Source organism: Paraburkholderia sp. BL6665CI2N2, assembly GCF_004366535.1.
Taxonomy (GTDB): Bacteria; Pseudomonadota; Gammaproteobacteria; order Burkholderiales; family Burkholderiaceae; genus Paraburkholderia.
Window position 1 is genome coordinate 7,547,068 of the sequence record NZ_SORC01000001.1, and the last position, 13,488, is coordinate 7,560,555.

Here is a 13,488-nt window from a genome sequence, read left to right on the forward strand (position 1 = left end):
GGGGCGGTCGGCGCTTTGCCAGACGGCCACTCCCGCGGCGCGCGAGCATGAGACTGTCCGCGCCGCGTTCTGGTTGCCTTGGCACGCGCCGTCAGCTTCGACGGTGGCGCTGCGGCACCTTCCGTCAACAGATCCTTCTCGACTCGCGCAGGCGTGCCAAGGCTGCCGTTCCAGCAATCAATGGCGCGCAGTGTACGTGATCGGCCGTGACTCGGCCAGGGCGCGCAGTTCGGCCCGGCGGCGCCGATGCTTCCGATACGGACGCGCAGCGGCCTCGCACGCGCATCGCAAACCGCGCGCGCGAGGCCGGCGCCGACTTGGCTCTAGGCCTCGATCAGCAGCGCGGCCGCGACCTTGCGGCCCTCGGCCATCAGAATGTTGTAGGTGCGGCAGGCGGCTTTGAAGTCCATCGTCTCCACGCCGATGCGCTTCGCGGTGAGCGCGGCGGTCAGGCGCGGGTGCGGAAAGCGCAGCCGTTCGCCACTTCCGAACACGACCACTTCGGGCGCGGAGTCGACCAGCATGGCGAAGTGCTCTGCGCTCAGCTGCTCGAAAGAGGAGACGGGCCAAGCAATGACCGGCGCGTCCGGCAGCACGAGAATGCTGCCCGAGTGGCGCACCAGATTGATTTCGACATAGTCGGCGCCGTAGCCGGTCACGGTGTTGAGGGCGCCGCTCGAATCCTGATGTAGTTTCAAATTGGTTTTCCGAAGTCGTCGTGAGACATCATGCGTGTGGCCGGCCTGACCGATGCAGCGGAGCCAGGTGATTCGACGCGAGCGGGACACGCGCATGGGGTGCTAGCGGGACAGAAGCGGCCGAAAAGGCTTGCCGTTGCGGTTGGTGCATTGCGGAAGTCGGCCAAAATCCGCTAAATTATAACTTTTTAGCCGCCTTGCGGCGCCCCTCGCTCATGTGCCGCCACAAGCCGCGCGGAGTCCACGGGTGCGGCCCACCGGCTACCCGCCTGGTTTTGCCCGCTTTCGGCCGCTTTCGTCTGCAATTGTCTGTGTGGTTCTTCTCGCCGCTGTTCCAGTGCCATTGAGCGCCGGTACGCCTGAGGAACGCACGCCTGTTCGCCCCCGCCATCAACCAGGATGAAGTGCCCGCCGTGAAACCGATTCTCAAATCCAACAAGTTGTTGAATGTCTGCTACGACATTCGCGGGCCCGTCCTCGAACACGCGAAGCGGCTCGAAGAAGAGGGCCACCGCATCATCAAGCTGAACATCGGCAATCTCGCGCCGTTCGGCTTCGACGCGCCGGACGAAATCATTCAGGACATGATCCTGAACCTGCCGGGCTCGTCGGGGTACTCCGATTCCAAGGGTGTGTTCGCCGCGCGCAAGGCGATCATGCATTACACGCAGCAAAAGGGCGTGCACGGCGTCGAACTGGACGACATCTATATCGGCAACGGCGCCTCCGAGTTGATCGTGATGGCGCTGCAAGGTCTGCTCAACGACGGCGACGAAGTGCTGCTGCCCGCGCCCGATTACCCGCTGTGGACCGCCGGCGTGAGCCTGTCGGGCGGCACGCCGGTGCACTATATCTGCGACGAGTCGAATAGCTGGATGCCCGACCTCGACGATATTCGCGCGAAAATCACGCCGAACACGCGCGCGCTCGTGGTCATCAACCCGAACAACCCGACCGGCGCGCTGTATTCGGACGAACTGCTGCTCGGCCTGATCGAAATTGCGCGCCAGCACGGCCTCGTGATCTTCGCCGACGAGGTCTACGACAAGATCGTCTACGACGGCAAGAAGCACACGTCGATGGCGGCGCTCTCCGAAGACGTGCTCACGGTCACCTTCAACAGCTTGTCGAAAAGCTACCGCTCGTGCGGTTACCGCGCCGGCTGGATGTTCATCTCCGGCCTGACGGCCGGCGAGAATCGCCGTCACGCCAAAGACTACTTCGAAGGGCTCGGCATTCTGGCGTCCATGCGCCTGTGCCCGAACGTGCCCGGCCAGTACGCGATCCAGACCGCGCTCGGCGGCTATCAGAGCATCAACGACCTGATCGTGCCGAGCGGGCGCCTGTACAAACAGCGTGAACTCGCGTATGACATGTTGACGGCGATCCCCGGCGTGAGCTGCGTGAAGCCCGAAGCGGCGCTGTACATGTTCCCGCGTCTGGACCCGAAGATTTATCCGATCCAGGACGACCAGCAGTTCATCCTCGACCTTCTGCTGGAAGAGCGCGTGCTGCTCGTGCAGGGCACCGGCTTCAACTGGCCGACGCCGGATCACTTCCGCGTCGTGTTCCTGCCGAACGTGGACGATCTCGCGGATTCGATCAACCGCATTGCGCGCTTCCTCGACGGTTACCGCAAGCGTCACTCTGCCTAGCGCACAATAGAGCGTACGACGCGGCTCCCACCGCGTCGCGCCGTCCGCCGGGCGCCACCCGTTTCCCTTTTAATCATCTACTCGAAAACACACGCTGCATGGAACCGATCAAAGTTGGACTGCTGGGCTTCGGCACGGTAGGCAGCGGCACCTTCACGGTACTGCGCCGCAATCAGGAAGAAATCAAACGCCGCGCGGGCCGCGGCATCGAGATTGCGCGCATTGCCGTGCGCAATCCCGCCAAGGCGACCACGGCGCTCGGCAGCGAAGCGAGCACCGTGGCGCTGACCGATGACTTCAACGCGGTGGTCGACGACCCGTCGATCGATATCGTGGCCGAAATGATCGGCGGCACAGGCGTGGCGCGCGAGCTCGTTCTGCGCGCGATCAAGAACCGCAAGCACGTGGTCACGGCCAACAAGGCGCTGCTCGCGGTGCACGGCACGGAGATCTTCGAAGCGGCGCGCGCCAACGGCGTGATGGTGTCGTTCGAGGCGGCGGTGGCGGGCGGCATTCCGATCATCAAGGCGCTGCGCGAAGGGCTGACGGCCAATCGCATCCAGTACATCGCGGGCATCATCAACGGCACCACGAACTACATCCTCTCGGAAATGCGCGATCGTGGGCTCGATTTCGCGACCGCGCTGAAAGCCGCACAAGAACTGGGTTACGCCGAAGCCGACCCGACCTTCGATATCGAAGGCGTGGACGCCGCGCACAAGGCGACCATCATGAGCGCGATCGCGTTCGGCGTGCCGGTGCAGTTCGACAAGGCTTACGTCGAAGGCATCAGCAAGCTGGCGGCGATCGACATCAAATACGCCGAGGAACTCGGCTACCGTATCAAGCTGCTCGGCATCACGCGCCGCACGGATAAAGGCATCGAATTGCGCGTGCATCCCACGCTGATTCCGGAAAAAACGCCTGCTGGCGAACGTGGAAGGCGCGATGAACGCGGTCGTCGTGCACGGCGACGCGGTCGGCACCACGCTTTACTACGGCAAGGGCGCGGGCGCCGAGCCGACGGCTTCCGCCGTAGTGGCCGATCTGGTCGACGTGACGCGTCTGCACACGGCCGACCCGGAGCATCGCGTGCCGCATCTGGCGTTCCAGCCGGACAGCCTGTCGAGCACCCCGATCCTGCCGATCGACGAAGTCACGAGCGGCTACTACCTGCGTTTGCGAGTGGCGGACGTGACGGGCGTGCTGGCCGACATCACGCGCATTCTGGCCGACACCGGCATTTCGATCGACGCGCTGCTGCAGAAGGAATCGGAGCAGGTCGACGCGAACGGCAAGGGCGAAACCGACATCATCCTGATTACGCACGAAACGGTTGAGAAGAACGTCAACGCCGCGATCAAAACGATCGAGGCGTTGAAGACCGTTGTCTCGCAAGTCACGAAGCTGCGCATGGAAGCGCTGAACTAGGCCGAACTATGAACTACCTCTCCACGCGCGGCGCCGGAGCCGGCGAGCGCCATACCTTTTCCGACATCCTGCTGGGCGGTCTCGCGAAAGACGGCGGCCTTTACCTGCCCGCCGACTATCCGCGCGTCACGGCTGACGAACTGACGCGCTGGCGCACGCTGCCGTATGCGGACCTCGCCTTCGAGATCCTGTCGAAATTCAGCGACGACATTCCCGCCGAAGACCTGCGCGCGCTCACCCGCAAGACCTACACGGCGGCCACGTACTGCAACGTGCGCGACGACGAAAGCGCCGCGCAGATCACGCCGTTGAAGACGCTCGGCGTCGAAAACGGCGCGCCGTTGTCGCTGCTGGAACTGTCGAACGGTCCGACGCTCGCGTTCAAGGACATGGCGATGCAGTTGATCGGCAACCTGTTCGAATACGCGCTCGCCAAAAACGGCGAAACCCTGAACATTCTCGGCGCGACTTCGGGCGACACCGGCAGCGCCGCGGAATACGCAATGCGCGGCAAGAAGGGCATCAGCGTGTTCATGCTGTCGCCGCATAAGAAAATGAGCGCGTTCCAGACCGCGCAGATGTACAGCCTGCAGGATCCGAACATCTTCAATATCGCCGTGGAAGGCGTGTTCGACGACGCGCAGGACATCGTCAAGGCCGTCTCGAACGATCACGCGTTCAAGGCCAAGTACAAGATCGGCACGGTCAACTCGATCAACTGGGCGCGCGTCGTGGCGCAGGTCGTGTACTACTTCAAGGGCTACTTCGCGGCCACGAAGTCGAACGACGAGCGCGTGTCGTTCACGGTGCCGTCGGGCAACTTCGGCAACGTGTGCGCGGGTCACATCGCGCGCATGATGGGTCTGCCGATCGAGAAACTCGTCGTCGCGACGAACGAAAACGACGTACTCGACGAGTTCTTCCGCACCGGCATTTACCGCGTGCGCAAGGCGGCCGAGACGTATCACACCAGCAGCCCGAGCATGGATATTTCGAAGGCGTCGAACTTCGAGCGTTTCGTGTTCGATCTGCTCGGCCGCGATCCGGCTCGCGTGCTGCAACTGTTCCGCGATGTCGAAGAGAAGGGTGGCTTCGACCTTGCGGCAAGCGGCGATTTCGCGCGCGTGCGGGAGTTCGGATTCGTGTCCGGCAGCAGCAGCCATGACAGCCGCGTGGACACGATCCGCGATGTGTTCGAGCGGTACGACACGATGATCGACACGCACACGGCCGACGGCCTGAAGGTGGCGCGCGAACATCTGCAGCCGGGCATTCCGATGATCGTGCTGGAGACGGCGCAACCCATCAAGTTCGGCGAGACGATCCGCGAAGCGCTGTTGCGCGAGCCGGAGCGGCCGGCGGCGTTCTCGGGCCTCGAGTCGTTGCCGCAGCGTTTCGAAGTGCTGCCGGCGGACGTGCAGCGCGTGAAGGACTTTGTGGCGGCGAACGCGGGCGCTCATTAAGTCGGCGTCGCGTTCGACAGGAAGCGTGAGCGCGTTGTCCACGGCTCATGCGACCTGTCCGGCACGCGCCACGCGGCACGCGGCACGCGCTCGACGCTAGACGCTAGACGACGCTTGCCGCGAACCCTCGTGGCAAGCACTCAAACTCCAAAAAATCCTCCCATAACGCCGGGCTGCCCAGGCTATCGACTTCGACCGCTACAATATTCTTTTAGTCAGCGGCCCTGAGATCAGAGATGTCCACACCCACGCCCCGCGCGCCGATGCTCGCCACCGCCGAAGCCCTGGCGACTCTCCTGAGCGCAGCGAGCCCGATTGCCGGCACGGAGTCGATCCCCACGCTGGAAGCGCTGAACCGCGTGCTCGCGGCCGACGTCACGTCGCCGCTCGACGTCCCACCGATGAACACCAGTTCAATGGACGGCTACGCGATCCGCACGGTGGACCTGGCGGCGCAGGGCAACAGCCGTTTGCCGGTCTCGCAGCGGATTCCCGCCGGTCACGCACCGGAGCCGCTGAAGCCCGGCACGGCCGCGCGCATCTTCACCGGCGCCACGGTGCCGCCCGGCGCCGACGCGATCGTGATGCAGGAGCAGACCGAAGCCGCCGGCGCGGACGTCACCATCCTGCACAGTCCGCAACCGGGCGAATGGATCACGGCGCAGGGCGCGGATATCCGCAGCGGCTCGGTGATTCTTCCGGCGGGCACGCGGCTAACGCCGCAGGCGCTGGGACTGGCCGCCTCGGTCGGCTGCGCCGAGCTCGCGGTGCGGCGGCGCGTCAAGGTTGCCGTGTTCTTCACGGGCGACGAACTGACCATGCCTGGCGAGCCGCTGAAGCCGGGCGCGATCTACAACTCGAACCGTTTCACATTGCGCGGCCTGCTGGAGAAGCTCGGCTGTGAAGTCACCGACTACGGCATCGTGGCGGACAAGCTCGACGCAACGCGCGCGACACTGCGCGAAGCCGCCGAGGCGCACGACCTGATCCTGACCTGCGGCGGCGTGTCGGTGGGCGAGGAGGATCACGTGAAGCCTGCGGTGGAAGCGGAAGGGCGGCTCGCGATGTGGCAGATCGCGATGAAGCCGGGCAAGCCGCTCGCGTTCGGCGCGGTGCGCCGTGCGGCGCAGCGTGGCCAGGCTGCGTCGGAGTCCTCGGTTTCGGCTGAAACCTTTTTTATCGGTTTGCCGGGCAATCCCGTGTCCAGCTTCGCCACCTTCCTGCTGTTCGTGCGGCCGTTCATTCTGAGCCTGGCCGGCGTGCAGACGGTCGCGCCGCGCGCGCTGTCGCTGCGGGCGGATTTCACGCAGAGCAAGGCCGACCGCCGCAACGAATTCCTGCGCGCGCGCATCAACCCGGCCGGCGGCCTCGATCTGTTTCCGAACCAGAGTTCGGCCGTGCTGACGTCGACAGTGTGGGGCGACGGCCTGATCGACAATCCGCCGAATCATGCGATCAGCGCCGGCGAGACCGTGCGCTTCATCCCTTTTTCCGAATTGCTGAACTGAGCGAGGCCGGCCACCGCCGGCGGCATCCCGATGAAGATTCAACTCCGATATTTTGCGAGCGTGCGTGAAGCGCTCGACCTGGCCGACGAAACCGTCGATCTGCCCGACGGCATCGCGACCGTCGGCGATGTGCGCGCGTGGCTGCGCGTGCGCGGCGGCATCTGGGCCGACACGCTGGCGGAAGGCCGCGCGCTGCGCATGGCTTGCAACCACGTGATGACCGGCGCCGGGACGCGCGTTACCGAAGGCTGCGAAGTTGCGTTTTTTCCGCCTGTCACCGGCGGCTGAACCAAAAAACGCCACAACGCCACAACGCCACTAAACCGCATAGGAGCCTTAGATGCCCGTTCGCGTCCAGACGGAAGACTTCGACCTCACCGCCGAGGTCGCCGCATTGCGCGCGCGCAATCCGAAGATCGGCGCGGTGGCCTGCTTCGTCGGCACCGTGCGCGATCTGAACGACGGCAACACCGTCGAAACGATGGAGCTCGAACACTATCCCGGCATGACGGAGAAGTCGCTGGAAGCGATCGTCGTGAGCGCGCGCGAGCGCTGGCCGGGCATCGAGGTGTCGATCGTGCATCGGGTCGGCAAGCTGTCTCCGCTCGACCAGATCGTGCTGGTGGCGACCACGGCGATGCATCGGGGGGAAGCCTTCGCATCGTGCGAATTCGTGATGGATTATCTGAAGACCCAGGCGCCGTTCTGGAAAAAAGAGAAGACTGAAGCCGGCGAGCGCTGGGTCGATGCCCGTGTTACCGACGACGCGGCGCTCGCGCGCTGGGGCATCGAATCGGACAATCGAACGACGGAATAGGGCGCGGGTTTGGGCATGGGAGCTGGCGAGTCAGAAAGCGTCCTGGCGCATCTCACGCCGATCTGAAGCGCTCCTAAGTCTGGGACGACGCTCGCCACGGTTACTTCGTGCCGCCGTACCGTTTCAAAGCGGCTTATCAACCTGAACCGGGCTGGCTCACTCGTCCGGCGTCCGGCCGACGATTCGTGTCGGAAACGGCTCGCCGGGCGGCCGCGCCGCGTGGCCATTCTCGCCGTCGCACGGATGCCGTTTTGGCGCGATGCGGTCCAGCAGCGCCTGTTGTTCCTCCGGAATCTTGTAGTCCCAGCCGAAACGGCTCAGTTGCAGACTCTGCGCGATACGCAGCGCCGGTTCCATGAAGCGCACCGCCGCAGCCGGCTGATAACGCGATTCGACCGTATCCAGAAACAGATACAGCCAGCGGCTGAAGTGCTGTGGCTCGACTCCCTCGAGCGGCTGGTGCGCCTGCTGCACGTTGCCGCGGTATTGCTTCGCGCCCAGCACGAGGCTGCCCCAGAAGGTGCACATCTTGGGCAGATGGTCGTCCCAGCGGCCCGCCAGTTTCGCGTCGAATATCGGGCCGAGCAGCGTGTCGGCTCGCACGCGGTCGTAGAAGCCGTAGACGAGATCGCGGATATTCGCCTCGGTGGGCTCGGCGGCGCGCTCGACCACTGGCGCGGCAGGGAAAGACGGGTTCATGCAGATTCCAAAAAATGCAGCGATTCACTGCATATCGCCACATGGCGCCGCACAGCGTCGGAAATAGCCTCAAATGGAGCCCGAACGTGCGGAAGTAGGATGCGAATACCCCGCTTTTCGTAAGAATGCCCCAGGCAGGAAACGTTACCATTAATGCCGATTCACGCACTCCGCCTGTCTGCGCAGAACTGGAAAATATGCGTGGCGCCTGCATCTTAGGGCGAAGCGACGGCCCACGGCAACCCTCGCATCGACGCGGTTATCCCCCGGATCGCGGCTTGCGCTCATTGCACTACCTGCACCCATGAGACTGACCGACTATACGGATTACTCACTACGTGTCCTGCTGTACCTCGCCGTTCGTGGCGAAGGGTTGTCGACCATCCAGGACATTTCCGACGCGTACGGCATTTCCAAGAACCATTTGATGAAGGTCGTGCAGCAGCTCGGCGAACTCGGCTGTGTCGAGACCGTGCGCGGCCGCAACGGCGGCCTGCGGCTCGCGGAGCAGACGAATGCGCTGACGGTCGGCGAAATCGTGCGCGCGACGGAGAGCGACTTTGCGCTGGTCGGTTGCTTTCCGGACCAGCGCGGCGAGAGCCGGGGCTGCGTCATTACGGCGCAATGCCGTTTGCGCGGCGCGCTCGAGGCGGCGCGCAATGCCTTCCTCGCCGAGCTCGATCGCCATACCATTGGCGAGATGGCGCAGCCGCACGGCCCGCTGGCCGCGCTGCTCGGCTTGAGCAACGTGATTCCGATCACGCCGGTCTCGCCGGCCAACGGCGACGCGGCGTCGGCGGCATGAATGCGCCAGGCATTTCTCGCGCGTCAAATGTTAAATAGTTGTCGCTTGGGGCAAAAAAACGCTTGAAACCTGGATAAAACGCCTCATTTTGGTGGTAATCGAAAATTGGAGGTCTCTTGATGAGAATCGACAAGCTCACCACTAAATTCCAGGAAGCCCTGGCGGATGCCCAGAGTCTGGCCGTCGGCCACGACAATCAATACATCGAACCGGTTCACGTCCTGTCGGCTCTCGTCGCCCAGCAGGATGGTTCGGCGCGCTCGCTGCTCTCGCGTGCCGGCGTGCATGTGCAGGCGCTGCAAACGGCGCTCGGCGACGCCATGACGCGTCTGCCGCAAGTGCAGGGCACGGACGGCAACGTGCAGATCGGCCGCGAGCTGACCGGTCTGCTGAATCAAGCCGACAAGGAAGCCCAGAAGCTCAACGATACGTTCATCGCGAGCGAGATGTTCCTGCTCGCGGTTGCGGACGACAAAGGCGAGGCCGGGCGTCTCGCGCGTCAGCACGGCTTGTCGCGCAAGTCGCTGGAAAGCGCGATCGTCGCGGTGCGCGGCGGCTCGCAGGTGCATAGCCAGGACGCCGAAAGCCAGCGTGAAGCGCTGAAGAAATACACCATCGATCTCACCGAGCGCGCGCGGGCCGGCAAGCTCGATCCGGTGATCGGCCGTGACGACGAGATCCGTCGTTCGATCCAGATCCTGCAACGGCGCACCAAGAACAACCCCGTGCTGATCGGCGAACCGGGCGTGGGCAAGACCGCGATCGTCGAAGGTCTGGCGCAGCGTATCGTCAACGGCGAAGTGCCGGAAACGCTCAAGGGCAAGCGCGTGCTGTCGCTCGATATGGCGGCCCTGCTGGCCGGCGCCAAGTATCGTGGCGAGTTCGAAGAACGCCTGAAAGCCGTGCTGAGCGACATCGCGAAAGACGAAGGGCAGACCATCGTCTTCATCGACGAAATTCACACCATGGTCGGCGCGGGCAAGGCTGAAGGCGCGATGGACGCGGGCAACATGCTCAAGCCGGCGCTCTCGCGCGGCGAACTGCATTGCGTCGGCGCGACCACGCTGGACGAGTATCGCAAGTACATCGAAAAGGATGCCGCGCTCGAACGCCGCTTCCAGAAGGTGCTGGTCGACGAACCGTCGGTCGAAGCGACTATCGCGATCCTGCGCGGTCTGCAGGAAAAGTATGAGCTGCATCATGGCGTCGATATCACCGACCCCGCCATCGTGGCCGCAGCGGAACTGTCGCATCGCTACATCACGGACCGTTTCCTGCCGGACAAGGCGATCGACCTGATCGACGAAGCCGCTTCGAAGATCAAGATGGAAATCGACTCGAAGCCGGAAGAAATGGATCGGCTCGACCGTCGGTTGATCCAGTTGAAGATCGAGCGCGAAGCCGTCAAGAAGGAAAAAGACGAAGCGTCGCAAAAGCGTCTGCAACTGATCGAGGAAGAAATCGAGCGGCTGAATCGCGAATATTCGGACCTCGAAGAAATCTGGACCGCGGAAAAAGCTGCGGTGCAGGGCAGCGCGCAATTGAAGGAAGAGATCGAAAAGACGCGTGCGGAAATTACGCGCCTGCAACGCGAAGGCAAGCTGGAGAAGGTCGCCGAGTTGCAGTACGGCAAACTGCCGGGGCTCGAAGCGCAGTTGAAGGAAGTGACCAAGGCCGAGGCGAGCGAGCAGAACAATCCGACCCGTCCGCGCCTCTTGCGCACGCAGGTCGGGGCGGAGGAAATCGCTGAAGTCGTGTCGCGTTCCACCGGCATTCCGGTGTCGCGCATGATGCAGGGCGAGCGCGAAAAGCTGCTGCAGATCGAAGAGAAACTGCATGCGCGCGTGGTCGGTCAGGACGAGGCGATCAGCGCGGTCGCCGATGCGATCCGCCGTTCGCGTGCGGGTCTGTCGGATCCGAACCGGCCGTATGGTTCGTTCCTGTTCCTCGGTCCGACCGGGGTGGGCAAGACGGAGTTGTGCAAAGCCCTGGCGTCGTTCCTGTTCGATTCGGAAGATCATCTGATCCGTATCGACATGAGCGAGTTCATGGAGAAGCACAGCGTCGCGCGTCTGATCGGTGCGCCGCCGGGATACGTGGGCTATGAAGAAGGCGGTTATCTGACCGAAGCCGTGCGTCGCAAGCCGTATAGCGTGATCCTGCTCGACGAAATCGAGAAGGCGCACCCGGACGTGTTCAACGTGCTGCTGCAAGTGCTCGACGACGGCCGCATGACCGACGGACAGGGCCGCACCGTGGACTTCAAGAACACGGTGATCGTGATGACGTCGAACCTCGGTTCGCAAGTGATCCAGTCGATGGTCGGCGAGCCGCAGGACGCGGTGAAGGACGCGGTCTGGGAAGAAGTGAAGCTGCACTTCAGGCCCGAGTTCCTGAACCGGATCGACGACGTCGTCGTGTTCCATGCGCTCGACCGCTCGAATATCCAGTCGATCGCGCGGATCCAGTTGCAGCGTCTGCACGAGCGGCTGGCCAAGCTCGATATGCAACTGGTGGTGTCGGATTCGGCGCTCGAGCATGTCGGCAAGGTCGGCTACGATCCGCTGTTCGGCGCGCGGCCGTTGAAGCGCGCGATCCAGCAGGAGATCGAGAACCCGGTCGCCAAGCTGATTCTGGCCGGCAAGTTCGGTCCGAAGGACGTGATTCCGGTCGAACTGGAAGAGGGCAAGCTGGTATTCGAACGCGTCGTGCATTAAGCGAAACGCGTTCGCTTCGGAGAGACGGAGCGGCGGCGGTCGAGCCGTTCCTGACGATGTAAAAAAACGGCAACGAAGGTGACTTCGTTGCCGTTTTTTTTGCCCGCTGATTGCGCTGCAAGCGGGCATGTGGGCAGCTGAGGCCGCCCGTGTCGTTACGCGTTGCCTTTGCCGAACAACGCCGACAAGCCGCCCAGCGCGCCGAGCACGGTCGTGGCGTTCAGCTTGCCCTCAGCCGGCACTTCGCCTTCCGGCGTGGCCGCATTGACGACATGCGGCAGAATCTGCGACAGCAGTCCGGTGACCTGATCCGGTTGCACGCCGGCCTTCGCCGCGAGGTTGGTGACGGTTTCCGAGCCGAGCACGCTGTGCAGCGCGTCGGGCGCGATCGGCTGGTTTTCGCCATTGCTGACCCACGACGTCACGACGTCGCCGAGACCTTTTTCCTTGAAGCGGTCGATCAGGCCGTTCAGGCCGCCCGGCTGGCTGTTGACGAATTCGAGCGCAGCCGCGATCAGGGCTTGCTGGCCACCACCGCCTTCGGGGGATTTGCCAACCAGGGAACCGAGTGTGTCGAGTAGGCTCATGACAGTCTCTCTTGAATGCCGACACGTGCTCGACGGGTCAGCGGGTGAAAACGCCGCGCGGTTGCGCGGCGCTGTGGAAGGAAGGCGGGCGGCGGCGAGACGGCGCCGACGGTGCATTGGTGTGGCCGCCACGCGCATAACCCTTAGGACGTTGCGCTGCCGCTGCCTGATCCTGTTTCGTACTCCGTGTGATTCTGTCCGGTCCTCTTTCCGTGCTGTCAGGCGCCGCCCGAGGCCGCCGCAGCCGATGCGGCCTTGCTCTTCTTAGCTTTCTTCTTCGAAGCCTTGCTGTCGGAGGCACTGGCCGGCGCCGCCGCGGCCGTGGCGGCCGGCGCGGATGCCTCCGCCGCGTCGGACGCCGCAGCCTTGCTCTTCTTCTTCGACTTCGATGCCTTCGCGCCGGAAGCCTCCGCGGGCGCTGCCGGCGTCGTGGTCGCAGCCGTGGCTGGCGCCGCGGTCGTGGCCGCAGGCGCGGCGGCTGGCGCTGCCTTCGTCGTGGCCGTGCTGCCCGGCTTCGCGGCGGGCTTGGCGCCGCTCGGCGGTGTGGACGAACCGTTGATCGTCAGGCCGGCCGCTTCGAGATTGGTCACCGATTTCGTGCCGATGCCCTTGACGCGCGTGGCGAGATCGTCGGCGTCCTTGAACGGGCCATTCTTCGTGCGTTCGTCAATGATCGCTTTCGCATGCACCGGGCCGATACCCTTGACCGATTCGAGCGCCGCCTGATCGGCGGAATTTACTTCGACGGCCGCCGCAAATCCGGCCGACAGCGACAAAGCCAAAGCAAGGCAAAGCATTAAAAGCTTCTTCAGCATGGCAAGCACTCCATTGTGGGCAAAAAAGTTAGCCGCGAAGGGACGACCCGTACAAAGCTCGGACGACAGCAGCCTGTCAGCTTTCGCTGCGCTTAAGCATAGAACAAATTGCGCGCCCTTATTTGCGAACGCGGACGATTTATACCGATCGATTTACGACAAGTAAATCAGTGTGAACAAGATTTAAACCTTTTGCCTCGTTATTAGGCTGTTGTGAGCTTATCGATCAAAACCTCACGCCGTAAAAAATGACAGCGCGGACAAATGACAGCACTTGACTTAGAGTGCACTCG

General features: G+C 63.5%; 11 protein-coding genes and 1 pseudogene. 8 read left to right on the plus strand and 4 right to left on the minus strand.

The genetic code is table 11. The features are described from left to right. Positions 1-323 precede the first annotated feature (323 nt). Positions 324-698, minus strand: coding sequence for an Mth938-like domain-containing protein (locus tag B0G81_RS33880; RefSeq protein WP_116116829.1), 375 nt, complete (start codon positions 696-698; stop codon positions 324-326). Positions 699-1,102: 404 nt separating this feature from the next. Between B0G81_RS33880 and B0G81_RS33885 the strand changes: the two genes are divergently transcribed. From B0G81_RS33885 to B0G81_RS33910, 6 genes and pseudogenes are all read left to right on the plus strand, one after another. Then, complete coding sequence (locus B0G81_RS33885) at positions 1,103-2,353, plus strand: pyridoxal phosphate-dependent aminotransferase (protein ID WP_106283651.1); 1,251 nt, start codon at positions 1,103-1,105, stop codon at positions 2,351-2,353. 98 nt (positions 2,354-2,451) lie between these two features. Next, positions 2,452-3,784: pseudogene (locus B0G81_RS33890) on the plus strand (homoserine dehydrogenase). Positions 3,785-3,792: 8 nt separating this feature from the next. Then, the gene (gene thrC / locus B0G81_RS33895; RefSeq protein WP_134141543.1) at positions 3,793-5,247 is read left to right on the plus strand and encodes a threonine synthase; all 1,455 of its coding nucleotides are present in this window, start codon (positions 3,793-3,795) and stop codon (positions 5,245-5,247) included. A 263-nt stretch (positions 5,248-5,510) separates the two neighbouring features. Further along, positions 5,511-6,755, plus strand: a complete 1,245-nt coding sequence (glp, locus tag B0G81_RS33900) for a gephyrin-like molybdotransferase Glp (protein ID WP_134143289.1) — start codon at positions 5,511-5,513, stop codon at positions 6,753-6,755. A gap of 30 nt (positions 6,756-6,785) precedes the next feature. Next, positions 6,786-7,043, plus strand: coding sequence for a molybdopterin converting factor subunit 1 (gene moaD, locus B0G81_RS33905; protein WP_012432823.1), 258 nt, complete (start codon positions 6,786-6,788; stop codon positions 7,041-7,043). Positions 7,044-7,095: 52 nt separating this feature from the next. Further along, positions 7,096-7,572, plus strand: a complete 477-nt coding sequence (locus B0G81_RS33910) for a molybdenum cofactor biosynthesis protein MoaE (RefSeq protein WP_134141545.1) — start codon at positions 7,096-7,098, stop codon at positions 7,570-7,572. 156 nt (positions 7,573-7,728) lie between these two features. Here B0G81_RS33910 and B0G81_RS33915 read toward each other — a convergent pair whose 3' ends face one another. Further along, positions 7,729-8,271: a group III truncated hemoglobin gene (locus tag B0G81_RS33915; RefSeq protein ID WP_134141547.1), complete on the minus strand. Its 543-nt coding sequence runs from the start codon at positions 8,269-8,271 to the stop codon at positions 7,729-7,731. A gap of 304 nt (positions 8,272-8,575) precedes the next feature. Here B0G81_RS33915 and B0G81_RS33920 point away from each other — a divergent pair, with 304 nt between their 5' ends. Together B0G81_RS33920 and clpB are read left to right on the plus strand one after the other, a co-directional pair. Beyond that, complete coding sequence (locus B0G81_RS33920) at positions 8,576-9,076, plus strand: Rrf2 family transcriptional regulator (protein WP_134141549.1); 501 nt, start codon at positions 8,576-8,578, stop codon at positions 9,074-9,076. Positions 9,077-9,195: 119 nt separating this feature from the next. Next, positions 9,196-11,793: an ATP-dependent chaperone ClpB gene (clpB, locus tag B0G81_RS33925; RefSeq protein ID WP_106283557.1), complete on the plus strand. Its 2,598-nt coding sequence runs from the start codon at positions 9,196-9,198 to the stop codon at positions 11,791-11,793. A 155-nt stretch (positions 11,794-11,948) separates the two neighbouring features. Here the strand turns inward: clpB and B0G81_RS33930 are convergent, their stop codons facing one another. Together B0G81_RS33930 and B0G81_RS33935 are read right to left on the minus strand one after the other, a co-directional pair. Further along, positions 11,949-12,380: a YidB family protein gene (locus B0G81_RS33930; RefSeq protein ID WP_116116833.1), complete on the minus strand. Its 432-nt coding sequence runs from the start codon at positions 12,378-12,380 to the stop codon at positions 11,949-11,951. A 218-nt stretch (positions 12,381-12,598) separates the two neighbouring features. After that, positions 12,599-13,195 carry a helix-hairpin-helix domain-containing protein gene (locus tag B0G81_RS33935; RefSeq protein WP_134141551.1) on the minus strand — a complete coding sequence of 199 codons (597 nt, stop codon included), beginning with the start codon at positions 13,193-13,195 and terminating at the stop codon, positions 12,599-12,601. Positions 13,196-13,488: the final 293 nt, after the last annotated feature.